General features: G+C 74.7%; 16 protein-coding genes. 8 read left to right on the top strand and 8 right to left on the bottom strand.

Annotated features, from left to right (window positions below; translation table 11 throughout):
- Positions 1–159: 159 nt before the first annotated feature.
- The 4 genes from ABEA15_RS23200 to mtrA form a co-directional block, all read right to left on the bottom strand.
- Positions 160–1,197, bottom strand: a complete 1,038-nt coding sequence (locus tag ABEA15_RS23200) for a ComF family protein (protein ID WP_345559046.1) — start codon at positions 1,195–1,197, stop codon at positions 160–162.
- 635 nt (positions 1,198–1,832) lie between these two features.
- Positions 1,833–3,737 carry an LpqB family beta-propeller domain-containing protein gene (locus ABEA15_RS23195; protein ID WP_344141647.1) on the bottom strand — a complete coding sequence of 635 codons (1,905 nt, stop codon included), beginning with the start codon at positions 3,735–3,737 and terminating at the stop codon, positions 1,833–1,835.
- The gene (gene mtrB / locus ABEA15_RS23190; protein WP_345559031.1) at positions 3,734–5,503 is read right to left on the bottom strand and encodes an MtrAB system histidine kinase MtrB; all 1,770 of its coding nucleotides are present in this window, start codon (positions 5,501–5,503) and stop codon (positions 3,734–3,736) included. The genes ABEA15_RS23195 and mtrB overlap by 4 nt, the downstream gene beginning before the upstream one ends.
- A 19-nt stretch (positions 5,504–5,522) precedes the next feature.
- Positions 5,523–6,200, bottom strand: coding sequence for an MtrAB system response regulator MtrA (gene mtrA / locus ABEA15_RS23185; protein WP_344142010.1), 678 nt, complete (start codon positions 6,198–6,200; stop codon positions 5,523–5,525).
- A gap of 498 nt (positions 6,201–6,698) precedes the next feature.
- On the opposite strand from mtrA, the gene ABEA15_RS23180 reads away from it, so the two are divergent.
- The 5 genes from ABEA15_RS23180 (at position 6,699) to ABEA15_RS23160 (ending at position 12,478) form a co-directional block, all read left to right on the top strand.
- On the top strand, positions 6,699–8,210 hold the full coding sequence (locus ABEA15_RS23180; RefSeq protein ID WP_345559029.1) for a hypothetical protein: 1,512 nt from the start codon (positions 6,699–6,701) through the stop codon (positions 8,208–8,210).
- Positions 8,210–8,857: a DUF4129 domain-containing protein gene (locus tag ABEA15_RS23175; RefSeq protein ID WP_345559027.1), complete on the top strand. Its 648-nt coding sequence runs from the start codon at positions 8,210–8,212 to the stop codon at positions 8,855–8,857. Before ABEA15_RS23180 ends, ABEA15_RS23175 begins: the two co-directional genes overlap by 1 nt.
- A complete protein-coding gene (locus tag ABEA15_RS23170; RefSeq protein WP_345559025.1) occupies positions 8,854–10,035 on the top strand; it encodes a DUF4350 domain-containing protein in 1,182 nt (393 codons plus the stop codon). The genes ABEA15_RS23175 and ABEA15_RS23170 overlap by 4 nt, the downstream gene beginning before the upstream one ends.
- Before the next feature lie 82 nt (positions 10,036–10,117).
- Positions 10,118–11,110, top strand: a complete 993-nt coding sequence (locus tag ABEA15_RS23165; RefSeq protein ID WP_345559023.1) for an AAA family ATPase — start codon at positions 10,118–10,120, stop codon at positions 11,108–11,110.
- 66 nt (positions 11,111–11,176) lie between these two features.
- Positions 11,177–12,478 (top strand): DUF58 domain-containing protein, encoded by a 1,302-nt coding sequence (locus ABEA15_RS23160; protein ID WP_345559021.1) that lies wholly within the window; start codon positions 11,177–11,179, stop codon positions 12,476–12,478.
- A 25-nt stretch (positions 12,479–12,503) separates the two neighbouring features.
- On the opposite strand, the gene ABEA15_RS23155 is transcribed toward ABEA15_RS23160, so the two are convergent.
- The gene (locus tag ABEA15_RS23155; RefSeq protein WP_344141657.1) at positions 12,504–13,499 is read right to left on the bottom strand and encodes a stage II sporulation protein M; all 996 of its coding nucleotides are present in this window, start codon (positions 13,497–13,499) and stop codon (positions 12,504–12,506) included.
- Positions 13,500–13,698: 199 nt separating this feature from the next.
- On the opposite strand from ABEA15_RS23155, the gene ABEA15_RS23150 reads away from it, so the two are divergent.
- Positions 13,699–14,640, top strand: a complete 942-nt coding sequence (locus tag ABEA15_RS23150) for an RDD family protein (protein WP_345559019.1) — start codon at positions 13,699–13,701, stop codon at positions 14,638–14,640.
- Between the two features lie 40 nt (positions 14,641–14,680).
- Here the strand turns inward: ABEA15_RS23150 and ahcY (ABEA15_RS23145) are convergent, their stop codons facing one another.
- Both ahcY (ABEA15_RS23145) and ahcY (ABEA15_RS23140) read right to left on the bottom strand, forming a co-directional pair.
- Positions 14,681–15,943 carry an adenosylhomocysteinase gene (gene ahcY, locus ABEA15_RS23145; RefSeq protein WP_345559016.1) on the bottom strand — a complete coding sequence of 421 codons (1,263 nt, stop codon included), beginning with the start codon at positions 15,941–15,943 and terminating at the stop codon, positions 14,681–14,683.
- 39 nt (positions 15,944–15,982) lie between these two features.
- Positions 15,983–17,419, bottom strand: a complete 1,437-nt coding sequence (gene ahcY, locus ABEA15_RS23140) for an adenosylhomocysteinase (RefSeq protein WP_344141660.1) — start codon at positions 17,417–17,419, stop codon at positions 15,983–15,985.
- 308 nt (positions 17,420–17,727) lie between these two features.
- Here ahcY (ABEA15_RS23140) and ABEA15_RS23135 point away from each other — a divergent pair, with 308 nt between their 5' ends.
- Entirely contained in the window at positions 17,728–18,114 is a 387-nt protein-coding gene (locus tag ABEA15_RS23135; protein ID WP_344142011.1) for a MerR family transcriptional regulator, read from the top strand.
- A 30-nt stretch (positions 18,115–18,144) separates the two neighbouring features.
- On the opposite strand, the gene ABEA15_RS23130 is transcribed toward ABEA15_RS23135, so the two are convergent.
- Positions 18,145–20,235, bottom strand: coding sequence for an acyltransferase family protein (locus ABEA15_RS23130; RefSeq protein ID WP_345559044.1), 2,091 nt, complete (start codon positions 20,233–20,235; stop codon positions 18,145–18,147).
- Positions 20,236–20,607: 372 nt separating this feature from the next.
- Between ABEA15_RS23130 and ABEA15_RS23125 the strand changes: the two genes are divergently transcribed.
- Complete coding sequence (locus ABEA15_RS23125; RefSeq protein WP_345559014.1) at positions 20,608–22,062, top strand: hypothetical protein; 1,455 nt, start codon at positions 20,608–20,610, stop codon at positions 22,060–22,062.
- Positions 22,063–22,236: the final 174 nt, after the last annotated feature.

The following is a 22,236-nucleotide window of genomic DNA, read 5'->3' as shown; positions in this document are numbered from 1 at the left end:
CACCGATCACCGGTGGCCCGGCTTCGATCTGCCGCTCCGCGCGGGGCGCGGAGCTCGCTCCGCTGCCTCCTCTCCGCCACCGGGGGCGCCGCTTCGGCGCCGGGCGGTGACTCGGCTGGTCATTGAGTTTGGCTTTGCGTATACCCACGAGATCACGCCTCATATCCAGTGCGCGTAAAGGAATCCGCACTGGTCAGGCGAGGCTTTCGGACACGGGGCGCAGATCGCCGCACAACGGCGCGCACGCCGGGGGCGTGTTCGGGGCGGTGCGGGGCGCGGCGGGTGGGCCGGCGCGGTCCGCGGGCCGGCCGCGGAGGGGCCCTCGCCCGCTCCGCGCGCCGCCCGCGGATGCCACCCGTCCGGCCGACCTGGTCTTCGTCCCCACATCCGCCTGCTGAGGGTTCCGCCGCGCTTGAGCGCGACTACCGCCCTTCTCCCGCGACCGAGGGACATCGGGTCCCTCCGCGAGGCAGGACTTACCTCTAAGCCGCACCGTGATCGGTCGACGAAAAGTCGCCTTACGTGGGCCGTTTCGCCTGCGGCTGGCATCGGCTTGCCGAACGGGCGCCCCTGCGAGGGGGCGCCGTACCCGGCGCAACCACGGACCCGGACGGGTGCCATGCTCTGCACGCTAACCCGAGTTCTGCCAGATGTCAGGTGGCGAACTCCGCCGGTCCACCTCGCGGCGGAGGCCGGACCCGGGCGAAACGCCGTCCGGGGCGCCGGATCGGGACGACGGCACAGTGTCGGCGCGGTCGCGGAACACGGCCCAGCGGGGCGGTCGGCGCAGGTGGCGGGGGATCGCCCGACGCGGTCGCCGCAGGCGAAGGGGCGGTCGCGGCCGGAGGCCCCGGAGAGGGGTCGCGGCAGTCGGGGAATCGGACCGGGGAAGCCGGCCGCGGGCGGAGGCCGCCCGCGCTCGGCGAGGACGGCGCCGCCGACGACCACCGCGCCCGCGCCGCGCAGCGCGCGGGCGGCCTCGGCCAGGGTGGCTCCGGTGGTGAGGACGTCGTCGACGAGCACCACCGGCCGCCCGGCCACCGCGCCCGGGGTGCGCACCGCCAGAGCGCCGGCGAGGTTGGCCCTGCGCCGGTCGCGGTCGAGCCCGACCTGGTCGCTGACGCGGCGGCGGTGCGCCAGTACCGGCTCGGGCGGGAGCCGCACCGCACCGCAGCGGCGCACGGCCGACCGGGCCATCAGCAGCACCGGGTCGTAGCCGCGCGCACGCAGGGCCGCCGGCCGGGCCGGCACGGGCACCAGCAGCGCGCCGGGATGCCGGGCCGCCGCGGCGCAGACGGCCCCGGACAGGCGCGCACCCAGCGGCGCGGCCAGCCCCCGCGCCCCCTGCTCCTTGAACGCCAGCAGCGCGGTGCGCTCCAGGCCGGTGTAGGCGCCCACCGCCCACACCTGCGGGCAGCCCGCGCGGCGGCGGCAGGGCCGGGGACGTGTTCCGAGCGCGCGGGCGCAGTCGGGGCACAGCCGCCCGCCCGGGCGCGCGCACCCGGCGCAGTGGTCGCCCAGCAGCAGGCCGAGAAGTCCGTCGAAGGCGGCCGCGAGGCCGCCCGGTGCGGCACGCGGCGGCGGGAGCCGCGGCCGCGGCGAAGCCCCCTCGGCGGTGGGCGGGCCGGACCGGGGCGGGCGCCCGCGCGGTGCGGCCGGCCCGCCGGGGCGGAGGGGCGGCGAGGACCCGGTGCTCTCGTGGCTCATGGCTCCAGGTTCGGCCCGGCGCAGCCTGCGCCGCCACACGGATGTGCACCCTGTGGACGGCGCACGCACCGAACCGCCCCGGACGCCCTCCGCGCCCGCTGCGGGCCGCGCGGGCCGGCGGCGGGTCAGCCCGGGTAGACGGGGTTGGTACCGACGCCGACGCGCTTCCAGTTGATGCGGTCGTCGGTCATCCAGACGTTGTCGTCCTCGGTGCCCGACAGCAGCGGCAGCCCCGGCGCGGCGGCGATGCCGCCCATGTCGGTGCCCGGGGGCGCACCCGCGCTGGTGGTCTCGGTGCTGCCGTCCAGCGACACCAGGTAGCTCTGCTCGGCGCCCTGCTCGACGTGGCCGACCACGGCGAGCTGGTCACCGCCCCGCCACGCGACGTCGGTGATCTCCTCCAGCTCGGTGGCCAGCGGGAACTCGCCGCTGAGGGTGACAGCGCCGTCGGAGTGGACGACGCGGCCCACCGAGAGGTGCGACGCGCCCTTGCCGTCGCTGCTGAGGACCGCGGCCCGGGTGCCGTCGCGGGACATCCGCAGCGCGGTGACCCGGCTCTCCGCGAGGTCGGGGGCGTCCACCTCGACGGGGTCGGTCCCACCGCGCAGCATCCACACGCGGGTGCCGACGTCTCCCGCCTCGCCTCCCGAAGGTGAGGCCGTAGGCGAAGGGGTGCCGCGCTCGGTGTCCTCGGTGACCGCCTCGGAGTCCTGCTGCTGCTGGTTGTCGTCGTTCTCGCGGCCGGTGGAGACGTCCTCGGTCACCCACAGGTTGCCGTAGCCGTCCCAGGACAGCGACGTGTAGTCGCCGCCCGAGAGCACGGGGGTGTAGTCGCTGCCCTCGCTGGTGCCGGCGACGAGGACTTCCTTGCCGCCCGCGCGGATGCCCGCCACCTGGTCCTCGTCCAGCGACACCGCGTGCTGCTCCAGGGCGGCCTGGCCGGCGCCCGGCGCCCCCGCGACCCGGCTCTCGGTGAGCTGGGCGTCGCGGCTGTCGCTCTCCAGCGCCCACATCTGGCCGTCGCGCACGAAGTAGGCCCGCAGGCTCCCGGTGACCCCCGCGGGGTTGACCGAGTCCCAGTCGCCCTTGCCGGTGTGCAGGTTCTCGCTCTCGTCGGCCGGGATCTCGATCTCCTGGCCGCCCACCCGCAGCGTCAGCTCCTCCACCTCGGGGAGCTGGCGCAGCGTCCACACCAGCTGCGCCCGCATGCCGAAGCGCTGCGTCGTGCCTCCGGAGGCGTTGTCGACCTCGACCGTCACGGTGCCCGAATCGTAGGCGACGTCGGCCGTCGCGTCCTCGGGGAAGGCCGACTCCACCGCGTCGTCCAGCCAGCTGGTGGGGCCCGACACCAGCATCTTGACCAGCCGGGTGGCCGAGCGGTCGCTGCTGACCGGCAGGAAGACCGCGTCGGGCACGAGGGTGCTGCGGTCGCGGTTGAAGAAGTACAGGTTCAGCGGCCGGTAGACGAGGTCGACGTCGCTGCGGCTGAGCACCAGGTGCTCGGGCGGGTCGGAGATCCGCCACTGGTCGTCGCCGTTGCGGACCAGGTCCAAAGTGACGTCGATGACCTGGCCGGCGTCGGCGGGCGTGTACTGCCCGCCGGCGTCGATGGTGGCGAGCTGGCTGCTGAGCAGCCGAACCTGAGCGCTCTCGCCGTCGTCGGCGACCTCGGCGTCCAGGGCCAGCTTGTCGCTGTCCTCGTAGACCAGGACGCGGCCGCTGGGCAGCCAGTCGGAGCGCGTCTTGGGCGCCAGGTACTCGCGGGCGGCGCTGTGGTTCTCCTCGAAGCTGCCCATGCTCTTGAGGAAGCCGCGCACCAGGCCTTCGGGCTCGACGTCGCGCTGGGGGCCGGGCGGGATCTGGCGCACGTAGCCGCTGCCGCTCAGGGAGCCGGCGGCGCCGCCCTCGCCCTCGACGACCGGGCCGCCGCTGGGCACCGTCGCGCACGCCGACAGGCCCAGGGCCAGCAGGGCGGCGGCGACGCCGGCGCGGCGCGTGCGCCTGAGGGACGCGCTGTGGGCGGTGGTCACGAGACCTCCTCGTGTGCGCCGGCCTCGACGCGTTCGGCGGCGGTGTCAGCGGATCCGGTGCCCGGGGCGCCCTCGCCCATCGACGCCGAGAACCCGCGGACGCGCCCGGTGGCCATCTCCGGCGGCGCCAGCGGTAGCGGGGAACCGCGCAGCTCCTGGCCCTCGCGGCGCGGCAGCGACAGGCGGAACTGCGACCCCTTGCCGGGCATGCCCCAGGCCTGCAGCCAGCCGCCGTGCAGCTGGGCGTCCTCCTTGGCTATGGCCAGGCCCAGGCCGGTGCCCCCGGTGGTGCGCGCCCGCGCCGGGTCGGCCCGCCAGAACCGGTCGAAGCACAGGTGCTCCTCGCCCTCCTTGAGGCCCACTCCGAAGTCGCGCACGCCCACGGCGACGGCGTCGCGGTCGCCGGCCGCGGTGACGATGACGTCCTTGCCCTCGCTGTGCTCGATGGCGTTGACGATGAGGTTGCGCAGGATGCGGTTGATGCGGCGCGCGTCGAACTCGGCGGTGCAGGGCTCGGCCGGCAGCCGCATGACGACCTTGATGCCGGACTTCTCGGCGATCTGCTCGGCATCGCCGACGGCCTTCATCACGGCGTCGCGCACGTCCACCCGCTCCATCGACAGCGTGGCGGCGCCCGCGTCGTGCCTGCTGATCTCCAGCAGGTCGGCCAGCAGCTCCTCGAACCGCTCCAGCTGGCTCTGCAGCAGCTCGACCGAGCGGCCCATGTGGGGCTCCAGCTCGTCGCGGTCCTCGTACAGCAGGTCGCCGGCCATGCGGATGGTGGTGAGCGGGGTGCGCAGCTCGTGGGAGACGTCGGAGGCGAACTGGCGCTGCACCTGCGAAAGCTCCTCCAGCTCGCGGATCTTCTCCTGGAGGTTGCCGGCCATGTCGTTGAAGGACAGCGCGAGGCGGGCGAGGTCGTCCTCGCCGCGGACCCTCATGCGCTCCGAGAGGTCGCCGGCCGCCAGCCGCTCGGCCGAGCCGGCGGCGGCCCGGACGGGGTTCACGACCTGGCGCGTGACGATGTAGGCGATCACCGCCAGCAGCAGGATCAGCACGGTGCCGACGAAGAAGACCGTGTTCTGCACCAGGTCGAGCATCTGCTGCTCGTGGTCCAGCGGGAACAGGTAGTACAGCTCGTAGGTGTTGGACAGCCGCGCGCCCACGACCAGGCCGGGGGCCCGGTAGTCGTCGTCGACGATCTGGGTGTAGGTGACGTACTGCTCGCCCAGCTCCGAGCTCGGGCTGACCTCTTCGCGCAGCCGCTGGGGGACGCTGGACTCCTCGACCGTGGCGTAGCCCCGCAGACCGCCCACCGTGGGCAGGATGACCACCTCGTAGAGGCCGGTCGTGCCGCTGTGGTTGCTCAGCTCGGTCGTGATCTCCTTGGCGCGGCCGTCCTGGTCGGTGCTCTGGTCGCCTTCCTGCATGATGCTGACGGCCGTGTCCAGCCCGGTCTTGTGGTCGTTGAGCGCGGCCTCGCGCTTGGCGTCGAGCAGGCCGGTCAGCACCTGCTGGACCAGGAAGAACCCGAGGACCGCGGTGACCAGGGCGGAGATGAGCAGGGTCGTCGTGACCACGCGGAGCTGCAGCGAGCGCCGCCAGCGCGAATGCACGGCGCGGACCAGGGCGCGGGCGCCACGCTGCGCGGTCACGTAGCAGCGCAGCGGAAACGCGGCGATGCGGTGCCAGCGCGACCGCGCGGCGCCCGGACCGCCGTCCGGCTGCGCCGCGTAGGCGTGCTGAGTGCCGTCATCGCCCGTCACCTGTGCCGTCCCGCCGGAATCAGGCGGTGCCCGCCTTGTAGCCGACACCGCGCACGGTGACTACGACCTCGGGGTGCTCCGGGTCCTTCTCGATCTTGGCCCGCAGCCGCTGCACGTGCACGTTGACCAGCCGGGTGTCGGCCGCGTGCCGGTAGCCCCACACCTGCTCCAGCAGGACCTCGCGGGTGAAGACCTGGCGCGGTTTGCGGGCCAGGGCCACCAGGAGGTCGAACTCCAGCGGGGTGAGGCTGATCGGCTCGCCGTCGCGGCGCACGGCGTGGCCGGCGACGTCGATGGTGATGTCGCCGATCTGCAGCACCTCGGGGGCCGGCTCCTCGGTGCGGCGCAGCCGCACGCGCACCCGGGCCACCAGCTCCTTGGGCTTGAACGGCTTGACGATGTAGTCGTCGGCGCCGGACTCCAGGCCCAGCACTATGTCCACGGTGTCGCTCTTGGCTGTGAGCATCACGATCGGCACGCCCGACTCCGCGCGGATCTGCCTGCACACGTCGATTCCGTCGGCGCCGGGCAGCATCAGGTCCAGCAGCACGAGGTCGGGCTTGGTCTCGCGGAAGGCCTCCATCGCCTTGTCGCCGTCGTGCACGAACGACGGCTCGAAGCCTTCGCCTCGGAGGACGATGCCCAACATCTCAGCGAGAGCGAGGTCGTCGTCGACGACCAGTACGCGTCCCTTCATGGGTGTATCCGGCACGAGCTCCTCCTCCCACGTCGGAGGCGCGGCAGCTCGCGCCTTCTCCTTTCTGGACACTCAAGCGGCAGTACTTCGGACACTTTCGCCGGGTCCCTTGTGGGAGCCGTCCTCCCCACTAACCTTGCCATCTTCGGACCGGGCTTCGCCCGGGCTCGCCCGCTGAGGAGCCGGTGCCGGAGGGCGCGCCCCGCGCCCCCGGCGGCCGCCCCGCGCGACGGGTCGCACGCGCCACCCTGCCGCCTGCGCCGCCCCGCGTCCAGATGTGCGGACCCGCGGTGCCTGCGCAGCCTGCGCCGACTTGATCGGCCGATAACAGAAAGCATACAAAACGAATGAACCGGAGCGGAGTTCCCGAAGCTCCGCGGGCGTTCGGAACGCCCGCCGGCGCCCGCGTCCCGGTACCCGTGGCATAACCCCGTGGCATAACGTGGAGACCGCCACCGCCCCGAGCACGACCAGGACCGCTACGGAGGACCGATTCCGATGAGCCACGACGACGGCCGGCACTGGCGGGCGCCGGGGTCGGACCCCGGTTCCGGCCAGCCGAGCGATGCGGCGGGCGCTCCGGGGCCGGGAGGCTGGTGGGCGCCTCCCGGCGAGGACGCACCCGCTCCCGGCGGCGGGTGGTCGGCTCCCGGCGGCTCCGGCGGCGCGGCCCCGGGTTACGGCCAGGGCCAGGCGCCCCCGGGCCCCCATCCCTACGGCGGCGCCCCCGGCGGCCACCCGCCCGCCGCTCCGCCGCCCGGCCACGGCCGGCCCTGGGCGCCGCGTCCCGGCGTGGTCGCGCTGCGGCCGATGACCCTCGGCGACGTGTTCAACGGCGCGTTCGGCTACATCCGGCAGAACCCCAAGGCCACACTGGGCCTCGCGGTCATTGTCACCGCGCTCTTCAGCATCGTCACCTCCATCGGCCTGGGCGGCTACCTCAGCGACTACGGCACGATCGTGCAGGAGACGCTGGAGGACCCCTACGGTCCGACCGCCGACGACCCGATGCCCTTCGAGCTGTGGTCGATCGTGGCGATGTACTCCGGCGCACTGCTGGGCTACGTCGGCCAGATCGTGCTGACCGGACTGCTCGCGGCGGTCGTCGGCCTGGCGGTGCTGGGGCGCAGGCTGTCGATGCGCGAGGCGTTGCAGGTGGCGCGCGGCCGGATGCTCGCGCTCTTCGGCGTCGCCCTGCTGCTCCTGCTGCTGAGCGTGCTGTGGACGGCCCTGGTCGTCGGCCTCGTCTTCGGCGCGGTGCTGCTCGGCATCGCGGTCCACCCCGCCGTGGGCGTGGCCGTGGGAGTCCTGGGCGTGCCCGCCCTCGTCGTGCTGGCCGTGTGGGTCTACGTGCGCACCTCGCTGGCGATGCCGGTGGCGGTGCTCGAGCGCGCCGGCCCCGCGTCCGCCCTGGCACGCTCCTGGCGGCTGACGCGCCGCAGCTGGTGGCGGGTGTTCGGCATCCTGCTGCTGGCGCAGGTCCTCGTCAGCTTCGTGGTGAACCTGCTGTCCACGCCTTTCACGGTGGTGGCGGCGGTGCTGTCCTTCGTGGTCCCCGACGCAGCGTGGGCGCCGGTGGCCACGACCGCGCTCGCCTATCTCGGCACCGTCCTGGCCGGCACCCTGGGAACGCCGTTCGTCATCGGCGTCACCACCCTTCTCTACGTCGACCTGCGCATGCGCCGCGAAGGACTCGACCTGAGGCTGCAGGCCGCCGCGCAGTCGGGCGAGCGGGTCGACGCCGACGTGTACGTCCCCGACGACGCGGCGCCGGGCGCGGCCGCACCCGCGCCCGCGCCCGCTCACCCCGGGCCCAGCGCCTACGGCCCGGGCAGCGGCGGATACCCGCCGCCCGGCGGCCCCTACTACGGCGAGGGCGGCGCACCCTACGGCGGCGCGCAGCCGGGCACGCCCCAGGGCGGCCACCCGGCCCAGGGGCCCGGCGGCCACCCGCAGGAGGGCTACGGCCGGGGCGGCCCGGGCCACGGCGGCCCGGGGACCTCCGCCTGATGGGGGCCCTCCTGCTCGCGGCGGCCGTCGTCGGGCGCGAGGAAGGGCAGCGGCTGGCCCGCGAGGAGCTGTCCAAGCGCATCTACGGCGAGGCGCGGCCGAGCCTGCTGGACATCATCTGGCAGCGCATCAACGAGTGGCTCTCCGGTGTCGAGGTCTACGGCCCGACCGGCTGGTGGACGCTGGGCCCGCTGCTCGTGGTGCTGGTGGGCCTGGTCGTGGCCCTGCTGGTGTACATGCGCCCGGCCCGCCGCGCCCGCCGCAGGAAGCCCATCGACGAGGCCGCGCCGCTGACCGCCGCCGACCACCGCGCCGCCGCCGAGCGCCACGCCGCCCAGGGCGAGTTCGGCGCCGCGGTCCGCGAGCGGCTGCGCGCCGTCACCCGCGAGCTGGAGGACGGCGCCGTGATCACGCCGCGCCCCGGCAGGACCGCCACCGAGCTGGCCGCCGAGACCGGCGCCGTGCTGCCGCGGCTGCGCGAGAGCCTCTACGCCGCCGCCGAGACCTTCAACGACTCCGCCTACGGCCAGCGCACCGCCACCGCCGATGGCTACCGGCTGCTCACCGAGCTCGACGAGCAGGTGCGCCGCGCCCGTCCCGAGGAGGCGGCCGCCGGCCCGGCGCAGACCCCGGGGACGACCTCGTGAGCGCGCCCGCCGCCGCACCCGCCCCGCCGGCGGAGCCCTCGGAGCGCATATCGCCCGGGGCGGGAGAGCTCTGGCGGCGCGTGCGCGGGCCCGCCGCCTTCATCGCCGCCCTCCTCGTGCTGGCCGTGCTGATGTCGCTGGGGGCCCGGGAGCCCCGGGAGGGCCCGTTGGAGCCCGAGGGGCCCAACCCCGAGGGCAGCCGCGCGCTCGTGCAGATCCTGCGGGACCGCGGCAGCGACGTCACCGTCGCCCGCACCACCGAGGACGCGCTGCAGGCGGCCGGACCCGGCACCGTCACCGTGCTGGCCGGCTCGCACCGGCTGCCGCGCGACCAGGTCGGCAGGCTCGCCGACGGGCTCGGCGACCGGATCCTCGTCCGCCCCACCACCCCGGCGCTGGAGGCGCTGGCGCCGGGCGTGCGGACCACCGGGCGCACCGAGGAGCAGACTTTGCGGCCCCGCTGCGGGCTCGCGGCCGCCCGGGCCGCCGGTGCGGCGGACATCGGCGGCGAGGTCTACACGGTCCCCCAGGGCGGCCGGGGCTGCTACCCGGCCGAAGGGGGGCACGCGCTGGTGCGCGTCACCGGCGGGCACACCACCACCGTGCTGGGCAGTCCCGCGCCGCTGACCAACGCCGACCTGGCCGGCGAGGGCAACGCCGCTCTGGCGCTGTCGCTCGTGGGCGAACGCGACGTGGTGTGGCTGCGCCCCGACCCCGTGCCCGAGCAGGGGCAGTCGGGGCTGTGGGACCTGGTGCCGCTCTCGGTCCGGATGAGCCTGGTGCCGCTGTGCGCGGCGCTGGTGCTGCTCGCCTTCTGGCGCGGCAGGCGGCTGGGCCCGCTGGTGACCGAGCGGCTGCCGGTGGTGGTGCGCGCCTCGGAGACCACTGAGGGCCGCGCCGGGCTGTACGCCGCGCGGCGGGCCCGCGACCGCGCCGCCGACGCTCTGCGCTCGGGGACGCTGCGCCGGATCAGGCCCGCGCTGGGCCTGGGCCCCGACACCGCGCCCGGCGCCGTGGTGGAGGCGGCGGCCGCGCGCTCGGGCATGCGGCCGTCCCACATCGGCGCCCTGCTGTACGGCCCGGGCGAACCGGGGACCGCCGACCCCTACACTGCCGACGACCAGGGTCTGGTGCGGCTGACCGACGAGCTGGACGGGCTGGAGGGGCGACTGCGGTGACGCCCGTGCGCACCGGCGCTCCCGGCGGCGCCCGCCAACCGAAACCGCCGCTGCCGACTCCGCTGACCGAGGGAGACCACAAGTGACCGCCTTCCCCGCCGACGGCCCGCCCGAGCCCGGGCAGGCCGAACAGACCAGAGCCGCGCTGACCGCGCTGCGCCACGAGGTCGCCAAGGCCGTCGTGGGCCAGGAAGAGACCGTGACCGGCATGGTCGTGGCGCTGCTGTGCCGCGGCCACGTGCTGATGGAGGGCGTGCCGGGCGTCGCCAAGACGCTGCTGGTGCGCGCGGTCTCGGCTGCACTGTCGCTGGAGCACAAGCGCGTCCAGTTCACCCCCGACCTGATGCCGGGCGACGTCACGGGCTCGCTGGTCTACGACTCGCGCACCTCCAAGTTCGAGTTCCACGAGGGGCCGGTCTTCACCAACCTGTTCCTGGCCGACGAGATCAACCGGACGCCGCCCAAGACGCAGGCGGCGCTGCTGGAGGCCATGGAGGAGCGCCAGGTGACCGTCGCGGGCGAGCCGGCGGCGCTGCCCGACCCCTTCGTCGTGGCCGCCACCCAGAACCCGGTGGAGTACGAGGGCACCTATCCGCTGCCCGAGGCCCAGCTCGACCGGTTCCTGCTCAAGCTGGTGGTCTCGCTTCCCGAGCGCGCCCACGAGGTCGACATGCTGGGCCGCCACGCCGCGGGATTCGACCCCGGCGACCTGGACGCGGCCGGGCTGCGGCCGGTGGCGGGCGCCGAGGACCTGCGCGCCGCCCGGGCGGCCGTGGCCGCGACCGCGGTCGCGCCCGAGGTGCTGGGCTACATCGTCGACATCTGCCGCGCCACCCGCGGCTCACCCTCGCTCCAGCTGGGCGCCTCCCCGCGCGGCGCCACCGCGCTACTGCGCACGAGCCGGGCCTGGGCGTGGCTGTCCGGGCGCGACTACGTCACCCCCGACGACGTCAAGGCGCTCGCCAAGGCGACGCTGCGGCACCGGGTGGCGCTGCGCCCCGAGGCCGAACTGGAGGGTGCCACGAGCGCGGGGGTGCTCGACGGTGTGCTGGCGTCGGTGCCGGTGCCCCGCTGATCCACAGCCCCGCGGCGGGCGGCCCACCGCCTCCGCACAGGTCGAAAGGCACGGAAGGGAGCGAGGATGGCGATCACGGGGCGTGCGGTGCTTGCCGCCTTCGCCGCCGCGCTCGCGGTGCTGGTGGCGGGCGCGGTCGGGGCCTGGATCGCCTGGGCGGTGCCGGGTCTGCTCGCGGCGGCGGTCCTGGCCGACGTTCTCCTGGCACCCAGCCCGCGCGCCCTGCGCTTCGAGCGCTCCGGCGACACCTCCGTCCGGCTGGGTGAGACCGCCGAGGTGGCGCTCGTGGTCGCCAACCCCGCGCGCCGCCGGCTGCGCGGCGTACTCCGCGACGCGTGGGCGCCCAGCGCCGGCGCGCGGCCGCCGCGGCGGCCGGTACGCGTGCCCGGCGGCGGCCGGGTACGGGTGGTGACCGAGCTCACTCCCACCCGCCGCGGCGACCAGGCGGCCGCCGGGGTCACGGTGCGCAGCCTCGGGCCGCTGGGGCTCGCCGCACGCCAGTGCACCCACGCGGTGCCGTGGACGCTGCGGGCGCTGCCGCCCTTCCACAGCCGCCGGCACCTGCCGGGCAAGCTCTCGCGGCTGCGCGAGCTGGACGGCCAGCACACCGCGCTGGTGCGCGGCCAGGGCAGCGAGTTCGACTCCCTGCGCGAGTACGTGCCCGGCGACGACGTGCGCTCGATCGACTGGCGCGCGACCGCCCGCAGGGACGCGGTCGTGGTGCGCACCTGGCGGCCCGAGCGCGACCGCAGAATCCTGCTGGTGCTCGACACCAGCCGCACCTCGGCCGGACGGGTGGGCGACGTGCCGCGCCTGGACCACGCCATGGACGCCGCACTGCTGCTGGCGGCCCTGGCGGGCCGCGCCGGCGACCGGGTGGACCTGCTGGCCTACGACCGCCGGGTGCGCGCCCAGGTGCGCAGCCAGGGCCGCGGCAGCCGCGTCCCCCAGATCGTGCAGGCGATGGCGCCCCTGGAGGCCGAGCTGGTGGAGTCCGACCCCGCCGGCCTGGTCGCCACGATCCTCGGCGGGCACAGCCGGACCCGCCAGCTGGTGGTGCTGCTGACCGACCTGAACGCGGCCGCGCTGGAGGAGGGCCTGCTGCCGCGGCTGCCCGCGCTGACCTCGCGGCACATGCTGATGGTCGCGGCCGTGGGCGATCCCCGGGTGAGCGAGATGGCCGCGGCGCGCGGCACCGCCCGGGCCGCCTACGAGGCCGCGGCGGCCGAGCGCGCGCTGGGCGAGCGCAGCCGCATCACCGCCGAGCTGCGCCGCCACGGCGTGGAGGTCGTCGACGCCGACCCCGAGCACATCGCGCCGGCGCTGGCCGACGCCTACATCGGCCTCAAGGCACAGGGGCGGCTGTAGCCGCCGACGCTCCCGCCCCGGTCGCTCAGCCCGCGACCGGGGCCGCCTGCGGCGCGGCGGCGATGTCGCCGGTCACGCCCCGGTTGTGCGCGGCGCGGCCGACGACGAACACGTAGGCCAAGAACAGCAGCTCGGCGGCCACACCGATGCCGATGCGCAGCCAGGTGGTGTGCACCCAGCCGGTCACCAGGCCCTCGATCAGGCCGGAGACGAACAGCACGAGCACCAGGCCGAGCGCGACCGCGATGGCCGGACGCGCTTCCTCGCCCAGCGCGCGCAGGCGGGGGCGCGGTCCGGGCGCGATGAGGGTCCAGCCGAGCTTGAGGCCCACGCCCGCGGCGACGAACACCGCTGTCAGCTCCAGCAGCCCGTGCGGCAGGATCAGGCCGAGGAAGACGTCGCCCTTGCCGTTGGCGAACATCATCCCCGCGCCCACACCCAGGTTCGCGCCGTTGAGCGCGAGCACGTAGACGGTGGGCAGGCACAGGAACACGCCGAGGATGAGCGCCTGGGCGGCGGCCCAGGCGTTGTTGGTCCACACCTGGGCGGCGAAGGAGGCGCCGGGGTGCTCCACGTAGTAGTTGGCGAAGTCGTTCTCGACGTAGGCGCGGATCTCCTCGGGGGTCCCGACCGCGGCCAGCACTTGCGGGTCGGTGGCGATCCAGGCCGCGATCACGGCGGAGAAGGCGACGGTGCCCAGGCCGGCGGCGATCCACCACCACCGCAGCCGGTACAGCACGGCCGGGAAGGTGTCGGTGAAGAACCGCGCGGCGTCGTGCCAGGAGGACTCGTGGGCGCCTGTGGCGGCCGAGCGCGCCCGCGCCACCAGCCCGGAGAGGTGGCCGACCAGCCCGGGGTCCTGGCCCGCGGAGCGCACCACCGACAGGTGCGTGGAGACGCGCTGGTAGAGGTCGACCAGCTCGTCGACCTCCGTGCCGCTGAGGCGGCGGCGCCGGCGCACGAGGCTGTCGAGGCGTTCCCACTCGGGGCGGTGCGCGGCGGCGAAGACGTCCAGATCCACGCGGGCGACTCTACCGGCAGCCCCTGCGGCCGCGTGTCGGCGGCCGTGCGGGCACGGCCCCGCGGAACGGTCCGGGGCCGGCGGGACCGCGGGAGGCGTGCGTGTCACCGGCGCCGGCCGTCTCCTGACAGACTGGAGGGAGCACGGCAGGCGGGACGAATGGGGCGCGCCCGCAGCGGACCTACGGAGGCGGACAGCGGTGGCATACGCGGGCGGTGGACTCCCCGACGACCAGTCGTCCCTGGTCACCGGCGACGCTGTCGTACTGGACCTGCGCCCGGCCGGCTTCGCCAGCCGCATGACGGCCCTGCTCGTCGACGCCGCCGTCCAGGTCGTGGCCCTGTTCGCCGCCGCAGCGCTGACCGCACTGGTGGCGAGCGGGCTGGACGCCGCGGCCACGGCCGCGGTGAACCTGGGACTGAGCGTGCTGGTGCTGGTGGGCTATCCCACCGCGATGGAGACCCTCACCCGCGGGCGCTCGCTGGGCAAGATGGCGCTGGGGCTGCGGGTCGTGGGCACCGACGGCTCCCCGGAGCGGTTCCGCCAGGCATTGGGCCGGGCGCTGGCCGGTGCGGTGGAGATCTGGATCACCTCCGGCGTCGTCGCCCTGATCACGTCGCTGGTCAACCGCGACGGCCGCCGGGTGGGCGACTTCGTCGCCGGCACCCTGGTGGTGCACGAGCGCGCCGCCCGGCGCCCCGACGACCGCCTGCCGATGCCTCCGCACCTGGCCGACTGGGCGCGCGGCGCCGAGCTGTCGCAGCTGTCGCCGGAGACAGCGGGCATGGCCCGCCAATACCTGCTGCGCTTCGGCGAGCTGGCCGAGGAGTCGCGCTACCGGATGGGCGTGCGCATCGCCGACCTGGTGGCCGCCTCCGTCAGCCCTCCGCCGCCGCCCGGCACCACTCCCCCGGAGTTCCTCGCGGCGGTGCTGGCCGAGCGCCGCCGCCGCGAGGAGGAGCGCCAGGCCCGGCTGCGCGAGCAGCACCCGGAGGCCCGGCAGGGCCCCGGCGGTCCGCCCGGGCCGGCCGCCTACGGCCCGGGCGGACCGCCGGCGCAGGCACCCTACGGCGGGTACCGGCCGCAGGCGCCGGGCGGGGACCACCGCGGCGCACCCGACGGCGGCCGCGGGCCGGGCTAGCCCAATCCGCCGGTCACGGCCGCGGGCAGGCGCCCGCGGCTCACTCCTGCCAGGAGTTGAGGTAGTCCTCCTGCTCGGGGGTCAGCCGGTCGACGCCCACGCCCAGGGCCTCCAGCTCCAGGCGCGCAACCTCGGTGTCGATGCCGCCCGGCACCTCCAGGACGCCGGGCTGCAGGTCGGCGGCGCTGCGGGCCAGCCAGGCCACCGTCAGCGCCTGCACCGAGAAGGACATGTCCATCACCGCGGCGGGGTGGCCCTCGGCGGCACCCAGGTTGACCAGGCGCCCCTCGGCCAGAAGCACGATCCGGCGGCCGTCGGCCAGGACGTACTCGTCGGCCTGCGGGCGCACCTCTCGGCGGATGTCCACGGACATCGCCTCAAGGGCGGGCAGGTCGATCTCGACGTCGAAATGGCCCGAATTGGCCAGCACCGCGCCGTCCTTGAGCGAGGCCAGGTGCTCGGCGCGGACCACATCGCGGTTTCCGGTCACCGTGACCAGGACGTCGCCGATGGGCGCCGCCTCGTCCATGGGCAGCACCGTGTAGCCCTGCATCACCGCGTCCAGCGCCTTGACCGGGTCGACCTCGGTGACGACCACGCGCGCGCCCATGCCGCGGGCGCGCTCGGCCAGGCCGCGCCCGCAGTAGCCGAACCCGGCCACGACGACGGTGCGGCCGGCGATCATCGCGTTGGTGGCGCGCATGATGCCGTCGAGGGTGGACTGGCCGGTGCCGTAGCGGTTGTCGAACATCCGCTTGGTGGCGGTGTCGTTGACCGCGACCATCGGCAGCTTCAGCGCGCCGTCGGCGCGCATCCGCCGCAGCCGGATGACGCCCGTGGTGGTCTGCTCGCAGCCGCCCAGCGCCTCGTCGAGCAGTTCCGGGCGCTCCATGTGGGCGATGTTGACCAGGTCGCACCCGTCGTCCAGCAGCAGGTGCGGGCGGCGTTCCAGGACGGCGGCCAGGTTGCGGTCGTAGGAGGCGGGGTCGATGCCCGCCCGCGCGAAGACCGAGATCCCGTACTCGGCGACCAGGGCCGCCGCGGTGTCGTCCTGGGTGGACAGGGGGTTGGAGGCCGCGAGCGCGATCTCGGCGCCGCCGCCGCTCAGCGCCCGCAGCAGGTTGGCGGTCTCGGCCGTGACGTGCATGCACGCGGCGACGCGCAGGCCCGCCATCGGCCGGTCCGCGGCGAAGCGGTCGTGCACCTTGCGCAGCACCGGCATCGCGCGCTCGGCCCATTCGACGCGGCGGACCCCGGCCTGGGCCAGGCCGAGGTCCGCGACGTCACTGTCTGGGAATGCCATCCGGAGAGTGTCCCAGATCCCGTGTAACCCGTACCGCTACTAGTAGCGGTAGTGGTCGGGCTTATAGGGGCCGGCCACGTCGACGCCGATGTAGGCGGCCTGCTCCTTGGTGAGCTCGGTCAGGCGCACGCCGAGGGCGTCCAGGTGCAGCCGGGCGACCTTCTCGTCCAGCAGCTTGGGCAGCGTGTAGACGTCGAGCGGGTACTCGGCGCTCTTGGTGAACAGCTCGATCTGGGCGATCGTCTGGTTCGTGAAGCTGTTGGACATCACGAAGCTGGGGTGACCGGTCGCGTTGCCCAGGTTGAGCAGGCGGCCCTCCGACAGCACCAGGATGGTGTGGCCGTCGGGGAACGCGTACTCGTGGACCTGCGGCTTGATCTCGGTCTTCTTGATGCCCGGGGTCTTCTCCAGGCCGGCCATGTCGATCTCGTTGTCGAAGTGGCCGACGTTGCCGACGATGGCCTGGTGCTTCATCCGCTTCATGTGGTCGGCGGTGAAGATGTCGAAGTTGCCGGTGGTGGTGATGAAGATGTCGGCGGTCTCGATGTAGTCCTCGACCCGGGCGACCTCGTAGCCGTCCATGGCGGCCTGGAGGGCGTTGATCGGGTCGATCTCGGTGACGACCACGCGGGCGCCCTGGCCGCGCAGCGCGTCGGCGGAGCCCTTGCCGACGTCGCCGTAGCCGGCGACCAGCGCGATCTTGCCGCCGATCAGGACGTCGGTGGCGCGCATGATGCCGTCCGGCAGCGAGTGGCGGATGCCGTACTTGTTGTCGAACTTGCTCTTGGTGACCGAGTCGTTGACGTTGATCGCCGGGAAGAGCAGCTTGCCGTCGCGGTGCATCTCGTAGAGGCGGTGCACACCGGTGGTGGTCTCCTCGGTGACGCCCTTGATGCGCGAGGCGACGCGGGTCCACTTCTGCGGGTCGGCCGCGACGCTCTTCTTGAGGAGGCTCAGGAAGACCTTGAACTCCTCGGCGTCGTCCTCGCTGGGCGACGGCACGGCGCCGGCCTTCTCGAACTCGGCGCCCTTGTGGACGAGCATGGTGGCGTCGCCGCCGTCGTCCAGGATCATGTTGGGGCCTTCGCCACCGGGCCAGGTCAGCGCCTGCTCGGTGCACCACCAGTACTCTTCGAGGGTCTCGCCCTTCCAGGCGTAGACCGGCACGCCCTGGGGGTTGTCCGGGGTGCCGTTGGGGCCGACCACCGCGGCGGCGGCGGCGTGGTCCTGGGTGGAGAAGATGTTGCAGCTGACCCAGCGGACCTCCGCGCCGAGCGCGACGAGGGTCTCGATGAGGACGGCCGTCTGCACGGTCATGTGCAGGGAGCCCATGATCTTCGCGCCCTTGAGCGGCTGAGAGGCGCCGTACTCGGCGCGGGTGGCCATGAGCCCCGGCATCTCGTGCTCGGCGAGCCGGATCTCCTTGCGCCCGAACTCGGCGAGGGACAGGTCAGCGACTTTGTAGTCGAAGGACATGCGTCTTTACTCCTCCTGGGTGGATGCGCACCGAGTCTAGGACGGGGTGCCCGACCGAAGCACGACCACGGGAGCGAATTTGACGCTGCGGTGTCAGATTCCCTGTGCCGGAAGGCTCCGAAGGACTACAGTTGCTACCCATGGCGCACCCAGACAATCGCGCGACAACCTCCTATTCCGCGCACTTCGGACCGACCGTCCCCGCCCGATCCGAGGAGCGGGGTGACCCCCCTCACGTTCGGGGCCCGGCGGAGGGGGGACCGGCCGGCCGGCGCCCTTCGGGCGGCCCCTCCGAGGCCCCTCCGGCGATACCGATCTCGGCCGCCGCGGAACGGCTGGGCACGACCGCCCGGATGCTGCGCTACCGCGAGGCGCTGGGCCTGATCCCCCCGACCAAGGAGCAGCCCACCGGCCGCGGCCACCGCCACCGGCGCTTCAGCGGGAACGACCTCGCCGCGGTGTCGGCCGGCCTGGACCTGGAGCGCTCCTACGGCATCCCCCCGGCCGCGCTCGCCTTCGCCCTGCGCGTCCTCGCCGAGCCCGCGGTCCTCGCCCAGGTCCGCTCGTTCGGCGAGCGCGTCGGCCGCCTGGCGCCGGCGCCGGCCCGCGCCATGGACTTCGAGAAGCAGAAGGCGCTGCGGCTCCTCCAGCGCAGGGAGCAGCCGCCCGGTGGCGGGCGCCCGGCGCAGGGCTGAGCGGCCGCCCGCACGCGGCCCCGGCGCCGGTCACAGCCCTGCTTCCGCCTCGATCCGGTCGCGCAGGACGGGGGCGAGCGTGCGCATGTAGGTGGCGGTGATGTGGGCGCTGTCCCAGTAGACGAGGATGTTGCCGATCACCGCCGGGCACCGGTCGCCCCGGCAGAGCAGGTCGGTGAGGTCGATGTAGGCGACGTTGCCGGGCAGGTCGTCGATCCGCTCCAGCGGGGAGGTGCGCGCCATGGACCGGTGGCGCTGGCCGACGCAGTCCTCGGGGCGGTTCTCGGCCAGGCAGTCGGGGGCGTTGAAGTCCAGCCGCGGGGTGTCGCGCACGGCGATCACCTCGATGCCCATGGCGTCCAGCTCGCGCCAGCGCGACACGTAGCCCTCGACGACCGACTCCCCCACCGGCCCCGACCCGGCGTCGAGGTTGGTGCGCGTCGCCGTGGTGAACACGGCGTCGGGGCGCAGGTCGGCCAGCTCGGCCATGACACCGGAGTTCCACACCGCGCACGACTCGTAGGCCTGCCCGTGGCGGAGCTGGTCGGCGGCCGTGAACAGGCACGAACCCTTGATGATGTTGACGACGCGCCAGTGCTCGCCGCGGGCGATCTCGCGCAGCGCCGGGAACCAGTGCGCGGCGTGGGAGGCTCCGACGAGCGCGATCGTGCGGACGGGGTCCTCGGGCCCGTAGGAGCAGGTGAGCACCTCGGACTCCGGGATCCCCTGGTTGCAGCCGTCGGTGTAGGTGACCGGCACGTCCTCGGAGGCGTTGGCGGGATCGGGGTAGACGGGCACGTCCTGGGCCTGGGCCGGTGCGGTGGCGGCCGCGCCCAGCGCCGCCGCGCCCGGGTAGTCGGCGGCCTGGGCCTGCGTCGCGGCCAGCTCCTGCTGGCGCTGCTGGTGGGTCAGGTACCCCGACCACACGCCCGAGGCGGCCAGGACCGGGACGATGCACGCCGCGCCCACCGACACCGACCAGAGCCGGCCCGGGCGGGCGCGGGTGAACGCGTCGACCCCGTCCTCGCCGACCCACCGCGTCGCGACCGCCAGCGCCATCGACACCGCCAGCACCAGGCAGCCGCCGGTGAGGCTGGGCTGGGTGCGGTCCGTGACCTCCAGGTAGCAGACCAGCACCGGCCAGTGCCAGAGGTAGAGCGCGTAGGCGTGGTCGCCGACGTAGTGCAGCGGACGCAGGTTGAGCAGCCGGTCGGCGGCCAGGGGCGAGCCGGTGCTGCCCGCGACGATCACGGCCGCGGCGGCGAGGGTGGGCCAGAGCGCGATGAAGCCGGGGAACAGCGTGGAGACGTTCACCAGCAGGCCGCAGGAGACCAGGGCCGCGAGTCCGACCCAGCCCAGCAGGATGCGCGGCAGGCGGCGCAGGCGCAGGTGCGGCAGGGCAAGGGCGAGCAGTCCGCCGAGCGCGAGCTCCCACAGGCGGGCGCCGGTGTCGAAGTAGGCCCAGGGCTGGTCGGCGGCCGTGACGGCCACGGAGTAGGCCAGCGAGGCGGCGAAGACGAGGGCGAGGGCCGCGGTCACCACGCGCCGCAGCGGCCATCCGGCCGCGCGCGCCAGGGCGGCGGCCGCGGTGATGAGCACGGGCCACACCAGGTAGAACTGCCCCTGCACCGACAGCGACCAGAAGTGCTGGGCCGGGCCCGCCCCGCTGTTCTGCGCCAGGTAGTCCACCGAGCTCAGCGCCAGGTGCCAGTTCTGGAAGTACAGCGCCGATGCGATCGTCCCCGAGATCGCGTCGCGCCAAGCCGTGGCGGGCAGGAACAGGTAGCTCGCCGCGAGGATGCCGGCCAGCGCCGCCGCCGCGCCGGGGAAGAGCCGCTTGACCAGCCGGGACCAGAACGCGGCATAGTCGACGCGGCCGCCCCGCTCCACCGCGCGCAGCAGCGAGCCCGTGATCAGGAAGCCGGTGAGCAGCAGGAACACGTCCACACCGCCGGACACCCGGCCCAGCCAAATGTGGTAGACGGCCACGAGCAGCACCGCGACGGCACGCAGCCCCTGGAGCTCGGGGCGGAACCCGGAACCGGAGCTCCGGCCGGTGCCCGCACCGCGCTCGGCGGTGCCCGAAGGCTCCTGTGGCTGCGCAGCGGAGCCTGATGACATCTGCACGGGAGCGGCCACTCCATTCACTGTCCGTGCCGGGCAGGCGAACGCGCGGCGGGATCGGCGGCCCAGCACCGCCGACGCGCGAAGGTGACGAAGTCGGGGACGCGGGGCGCGCGCCTCCGGTTGCCCGGCAAACGCCGCCGGTTGACCCGCGCGGCCGAACTCCGGGGGCGAGCGGCCGCTCGGGGACGGCGCGCCGCGGTGGAAGGTTACCGGGCCGCAGGGCCCGGGATCGGCGTGTTCGCTCTGTGTTGGCCGATTCGAGGCCGGATCCTTAGCTTGCGGCGGCCCCGGACCGTTCCCCGCGATCCCTGGAAGGATCATCACAAGCCGGGTTTTATCGGCCGTGCCGCTGGCTACGGTGACAGCGTGGACACCCGACGACGCGGCCGCGCCCTTGCTCCGGAGAGCTTCCCCGACGCCGTGCGCAGGCGACTCGGCAACCTCGACCGGCTGCGCGAGGTGTGGGCGGACAACCGGCGCTACGGCGACCGGACCGACGACCCGGCGGTCAACCGGCGCAGCGCGCGCCGGCGCATCGAGGAGCTGCGGCGGCTGGCCGACCAGGACACCGCCGCCTCCGATGCGATCGCCGCCGAGGAGGACGCGTTCCTGGCCGTGGCCCAGGACTGCCGTTCCGGTGTCCGCCTGACCCCGGGCTACTTCGAGGCGCTGGCGCGCGGGGCACCCGACTTCGGCCCGCCGCTGCCCGCCCCGGAGGGCGTGGGCGAGCTGCTGGCCGAGGCCGCGGCCGTCGAGACCCATCCGGTCATCCGCGCGGCACACCTCTTCGCGACCTGCACCGACGCGATGATGACCGGTTCGGCGCGTCCCGCCGCGACCGGGGAGTCGGGCGCGGCCGCCCCGGACCGGCCGGGCCCGCCCGCGCACCTGCGCCCCCTGCCGTGGTGGCTGGCCTCGCTCTCGCTGATCCGCTCCGACCTGCCGCCGCCGGCGATCGACAGCCGCTGTCCGCTCGACCTTCCGTCGCGCTCCGCCGCCGGCGGGGGTGCCATGCCCTGGCCTGTCGCGGCCGGCGGCACGCCCGCGGTCCCGGCCCCGACACCCGACGGCGCACCCGCCTCTGCGCTGCGCGCTTCGGCCGGGACCGAGGACGACCGGCTGACCCCCCTGGTGCTGCTGCTGGCCGACCTGGAGACCGCCGCTCTGCGCTCCGAGCTGAGCCGGCCCTCGCGCGTGCCGACCGCCCGCCGCGGCGAGAGCGGCCGCCTGGCCGCCGCGGTCCACCGCCGCATCGTCGACCACCTGCGTCTGCGCTGTGCACCGCTGCACCTGGTCCTGCGCGAGCTCGACCCCGCGTGCCGGTCCGTGGTCAGCAGCTCGACGGGCGGCCCGGCCTTCGCCACGCCGAGCGACCCCGCCGGGGGCGGCCCCTCCGGATCAGGGGCCGCGCCCTCTCCCGCAGGGCCGGCCGACGACTCCGCCACCGCCACCCGCACCCGGACCGCGGCCGTACCCGCCACCGCCGAGCGCAGCCGCGACTCCGCCAGGCGTGCGCTGTTCAGCCCCGGCGCCAACGAGTGGCACGCCTCGCTCGACGTCGACCTGGCCGACGGCGTCCTGCGGCTGACCGTGTTCGTCCAGGAGGTGGGGTCCTCGGCCACCGGGGTGCTCGCCGTGACGGCCGACGGCCGGCTGAACGCCGAGGACGGCGCGATGGACGTCCTGGAACCCGGGTGCGCCGACTGCGTGACCCTGGTGCCCACCGACGCCGCCGACGACCGCTGGCCCGAGGTCGAGGCGTTCGTCGACGACGTGCTCTCGCGCTCCATCGGACAGCTGGCCCGCTCCGCCCGCTACTGACCGCGCCGCCTCGCGCACCGCGGCCGCACCGCCCCTGGACTCGGGGCGCTCCGGGTGGCCGGGCCCTGCGGCGCCTGCGTTCGCGGGCTAGATCGTTGATGGGAGTTGTTGTGTGTCCCGGTCAGTGGTCGTAGGCGATCAGTGACCGCTTGACCGGGGCGCCGATCAGCCAGT

The sequence above is a fragment of the Streptomonospora halophila genome (assembly GCF_039542725.1).
Taxonomy (GTDB): Bacteria; Actinomycetota; Actinomycetes; order Streptosporangiales; family Streptosporangiaceae; genus Streptomonospora; species Streptomonospora halophila.
Note: the sequence above shows the minus strand (reverse complement) of the source record. Positions and strands in the feature narration are given on the sequence as shown.

Coding starts and splice junctions, on each gene's coding strand:
- ABEA15_RS23200 (WP_345559046.1), bottom strand. CDS start 1,197: ATGGCCCGGTCGGCCGTGCGCCGCTGCGGTGCGGTGCGGCTCCCGCCC.
- mtrA (WP_344142010.1), bottom strand. CDS start 6,200: ATGAAGGGACGCGTACTGGTCGTCGACGACGACCTCGCTCTCGCTGAG.
- ABEA15_RS23180 (WP_345559029.1), top strand. CDS start 6,699: ATGAGCCACGACGACGGCCGGCACTGGCGGGCGCCGGGGTCGGACCCC.
- ABEA15_RS23175 (WP_345559027.1), top strand. CDS start 8,210: ATGGGGGCCCTCCTGCTCGCGGCGGCCGTCGTCGGGCGCGAGGAAGGG.
- ABEA15_RS23160 (WP_345559021.1), top strand. CDS start 11,177: ATGGCGATCACGGGGCGTGCGGTGCTTGCCGCCTTCGCCGCCGCGCTC.
- ahcY (WP_345559016.1), bottom strand. CDS start 15,943: ATGGCATTCCCAGACAGTGACGTCGCGGACCTCGGCCTGGCCCAGGCC.
- ahcY (WP_344141660.1), bottom strand. CDS start 17,419: ATGTCCTTCGACTACAAAGTCGCTGACCTGTCCCTCGCCGAGTTCGGG.
- ABEA15_RS23130 (WP_345559044.1), bottom strand. CDS start 20,235: ATGTCATCAGGCTCCGCTGCGCAGCCACAGGAGCCTTCGGGCACCGCC.